Consider the following 4421-nt stretch of genomic DNA (forward strand, 5'->3'; position numbering starts at 1 on the left):
TTTAACTCGCCTTTGTACTGAGGCAATATGACTTCTGTTACATAGCGATCAACACCGTTTTTATCTTGCCATTTACGGGTTTGTAGTCGCCCCTCGATATAAACTTTGCTGCCCTTATTCAGATACTGGAGAGCTATTTTTGCAAGATGTGGATTAAACACCACAATGGAATGCCATTCGGTTTTGTCTACTTTCTTATTGGTTGCCTTGTCTGTATAGCTCTCAGACGTTGCCATTCGAAAATTGACCACCTCGATGCCAGATGACATTGTTTTGCTTTCTGGATTGGCACCTAAATGACCAATTAAAATCACTTTATTAAGCATGTTTGTAAGTCCCATTAAATGATGTAAAGATCATAACATGTTTTATGTGTTTTTACAATGTTTTCAGTTATCTAATAACAATTATTTAATGTTTTACATTATGTGCTAAATCACTAAAGCGTGTAAAATCGGATTGAAAGGCAAGGGAAACGATTCCTGTCGGACCATGGCGTTGTTTTGCTATAATAACCTCGGCTTTACCCTTGGCTTGCTCCATTGCATCTTGCCATTTGCTATACTCAGCAGTGCCTTCTTTTGGTTCTTCATTTTTGAGATAATATTCTTCACGATAAACGAACAGAACAATGTCGGCATCTTGCTCTATTGAACCAGATTCACGTAAATCAGAGAGTTGCGGACGTTTATCGGTTCGGTTTTCAACTTGACGTGAAAGTTGTGACAGAGCAATGATGGGAATATTGAGTTCTTTTGCAAGTGCTTTTAATCCGGTGGTAATGGCTGTAATTTCTTGAACGCGATTTTCTAATGAACGCTTTGAACCGCTTGTCATGAGTTGGATATAATCGATAATCAAGACATCTAGACCATGTTGTCGTTTAAGACGCCTTGCACGGGCGGCCAATTGTGCTAGGGATACACCACCCGTTTGATCAATATAAAGAGGGATTGTTTGTAAGGAACGCATTGCGTGAATAATTTTTGCAAATTGCTCTTCTGAGATATTACCACGGCGCATATCAGAAGAAGAAACCTTTATTTGCTCTGAGATAATACGAGTTGCAAGCTGTTCAGATGACATTTCAAGTGAGAAGAAACCAACAATACCCCCTTCATTGGCTTGGCTGTTATCATGACGCTTGCAAGCATTGGCAATATTAAAAGCAATATTGGTAGCCAGAGAGGTTTTCCCCATACCAGGGCGCCCCGCAAGGATAATCAAATCAGATGCTTGTAACCCTCCCATTTTCTCATCAAGGGTTTTGATATGGGTAGCTATCCCTGAGAGCCTTGAGGAACGCTTTTTCGCAGCGCTTGCCATGTTAAGTGCTTTTGCAATGGCTGTATTAAAGTTTTCAAACCCACCCCCATATTTTCCCTTTTCTGCCAATTCAAACAACTGATTTTCAACAGTTTCAATTTGTTGTGATGTTGTAAGTTCTACAGAAACATCATAAGCTCTATTCACAACTTGAGTGCCAAGGTTAATTAAAGAGCGTCGGATAAACAGATCATAAATGACGCTTCCATAATCTTTAGTATTAATGATTGTGACTGCCTCGGTAGCTAAACGCACCACGTAATTATATACAGTGATGTCACCAATTTTCTCATCATTTTCAACAAAGGGCTTAATAGTAATGGGATCTGCAACTTTTCCACTTTGAATAATTTGTGAAATGATATCAAAAAGCCTTTGATGCAACGGTTCAAAAAAATGCTCTGCTTTTAAAAAATCAGAAACGCTATCAAGAGCATTATTATTGATAATGATAGCACCCAGCAAAGCTTTCTCTGCTTCAATATTATGGGGCAATTGACGAAAAGAAGATTGTTCTTCTGTTTGAAAAGAAGGTAATTTAACAGCGCTCATTTTATTCATTATGATTTAAATTGATTTGATAAATGATAATTATAAATCACTGAATCTACAGTGTGAATCCCATTTTTATTTTACTTAACAGCTTGCGTTTTGATACGTTTTGTGCAATAAAGAGATGTTCTTTTATATTTCGATTGGTTATTTTAATCGTTTATTTGGATCGCTAGCTGTTTTGATAATAAAAGCCGTGTCTTAAAGGACGCGGCTTTTTTGCTATAAAGCAGCCCGCCTATTAAACAACTTTGTGTATTTTTTCTATTATTTTAAAATGACCAAATTTAGTGATTTTAGTTTTGCCAATAAAATCTCTATAACCTCTTGTGAGTTTTTTATCACCCGCTAAAACCGCATCGTTTAAAAGATCTAACGTTCCACATGCTTGTGCATTATCACGGACCTTAGCTTTCTCTCTAATACGAGCGCGTCCGTAAACTTGTGCATTCCCATAAATCCTAGCATTGTCTTCAATTATTGCATTATCATAAACACGTGCATTGCCATAAATCTCAGGTTTATCTTCACCATGAGAAAACCCAACTTCTGCATTGCCATAAACATGAGCATTTTCATAAACATGGCTTCTAAAATCAATACAAGCATTTTCATAAATATGCGCATTGTTATAAATATGAGCAGTACCACAAACCTTGGCTTTACCATAAATCTGTGCATTGTCATAAATATGTGCATGCCCACCAATACACGCTTGTTCATAAATAACAGCATTACCGTATACAAGAGCATCCATTACAACACGTGCGCCACCGTAAACCATAGCATCATCACTAACCCAGCAACCATAACGATGATCTAAATTGCTTTCATTCTCTATAAAACCGCCTAAGGTACCTGCTTTTATACAAAAGTTATTATTATCACCAAAAAAATGTTTAAAATCTTTAATGGCTCTAATACGGTGTAATATATGTCCATTAAATTCCCTTGTCTCACTTGTTAATTCATATTTTCTAGGTACTTGCTTTTCATTCTCAGGACGTAAAGGACTATGAAGGCTTTGATCATATATCGTCCATTTAAGAGCAAAGAGATTATGATTTTCACTTTCTTCTTCTTTATTGCGTGTTATGAGATCAATAAGTTCATATGTTTTTTTCATAGTGAAATGCCTTTTAAAGAAAATTTTTGAATGAAATGGTTATAAGGAGGCGCCCCCGCACCGCCCGCGCCGTTATTTACGCTGCTTTTTCTAAAATATTATTCGAGTTATATATGACTTTATTGCCACTATAAACCTCACCTTCCCTATGAACAAAATCACACTCTCTTAATTTTGCCTTGCCTGAAACCTTCCCATAAATTTTTGAATAACCTGATATTTTTGCATTACCATAAATAATCCCATGAATTTCAGCATGCCCTTCAATAACAGCGTTCCCATGAACGTGTGCATTTTTATAAAGTTTTGAAAAGCCTAGAACCTTGGCATTACCATAAACTTTTACATCAGCATAAATGCAAGCATATCCAGAAAGCTTGGCATTACCAAAAATATGTGTATCATTAAAAACCCAAGCATTATAATGAACGTGAGCATTCCCATAAATTCTTGCACGAGGATAAATACGTGCAAAACCATAAACCTCAGCATTTCCATAAACAAAGCCACCTACAACCGCCTTGCCATAAACACGGGCGTTTTCATAAATACAAGCTTCCACATTAACATGAGCATAACCACTTACAACGGCATTATCGTAAACCCGTGCATTAGCATAAACCTTGGCTTTACCTCCGACCCAGCAATTGCCATGATGCGATAAATTGTATTCACTACCTATAAAGCCGCCGAGGTCCCCTTTTTTGACATCTCCAAAATCTCTTAATGCTCTAATTCTATGAAGTGTCTTAAAACCAACTTCAATCGTCTCGCCTGTAAATTCGTATTTTTTTGCAAACTCTCTCTTTTTAAAAGAGCCATTATCATCTGTAACAAAAAAGGAAGATTCTTGATTTTTAACTGTAGCTTTCATGCTAGTAATCCTTGTGATAATTGGGTTTGTTATTAACACCCCATAAGGGCGTCGGGTGCTAACAAACACGGTCACAAGTCCGTCGTTACACTTTTCTCATAAGAGTATTGTATGGTGTAACCACACCCGACAAAATCGTTATACGCTATTCAAAGCATAAAAGACAGCCAGTATTTTTAAGAAATGGGAAAAACCTTATCGGTGTTTATCCGCTTGTGATTTAGTGTTGTTAAGCACTTGTCGACCTTAATAAACGACCTTTTCTTTAAAGTCAATACGTATTTTTTATTTTTTTCAATTTTTTTCATTTTGATACCTACCTAATTGAATATCAAGTGCTTTCTCTAGTTCACTGTCTATATCATCATAAGTTTTCACTGCTTTCACTGTACGTTTTTTGATTTCCCTATTCACCTCGTCTATCAATGCTTCGCAACTCAATACGCTTCTTGGCAAATCACCACCGTATATCCAAGCTTTCACTTGCGCCTTGGTACTGTAATCAACATTACAAGGCATCTCATGATACTGACCACCGTCAAA

At 36.7% G+C, this 4421-nt stretch carries 4 protein-coding genes and 1 pseudogene; all 5 read right to left on the bottom strand.

The window, feature by feature from the left end; all coding sequences use genetic code 11:
* A partial coding sequence (gene ssb / locus ACFILL_RS08725; protein ID WP_375643781.1) for a single-stranded DNA-binding protein occupies positions 1 to 326 on the bottom strand: 326 nt, incomplete at its 3' end.
* Positions 327 to 411: 85 nt separating this feature from the next.
* Positions 412 to 1887, bottom strand: coding sequence for a replicative DNA helicase (locus ACFILL_RS08730; protein ID WP_375643779.1), 1476 nt, complete (start codon positions 1885 to 1887; stop codon positions 412 to 414).
* 232 nt (positions 1888 to 2119) lie between these two features.
* Positions 2120 to 3004, bottom strand: a complete 885-nt coding sequence (locus tag ACFILL_RS08735) for a hypothetical protein (protein ID WP_375608869.1) — start codon at positions 3002 to 3004, stop codon at positions 2120 to 2122.
* Positions 3005 to 3080: 76 nt separating this feature from the next.
* Complete coding sequence (locus ACFILL_RS08740) at positions 3081 to 3878, bottom strand: hypothetical protein (protein ID WP_375637250.1); 798 nt, start codon at positions 3876 to 3878, stop codon at positions 3081 to 3083.
* Between the two features lie 294 nt (positions 3879 to 4172).
* Positions 4173 to 4421: pseudogene (locus ACFILL_RS08745) on the bottom strand (hypothetical protein); the annotation flags it as partial.

This window comes from Bartonella sp. AP20NXHL, from assembly GCF_042196165.1.
GTDB lineage: Bacteria > Pseudomonadota > Alphaproteobacteria > Rhizobiales > Rhizobiaceae > Bartonella.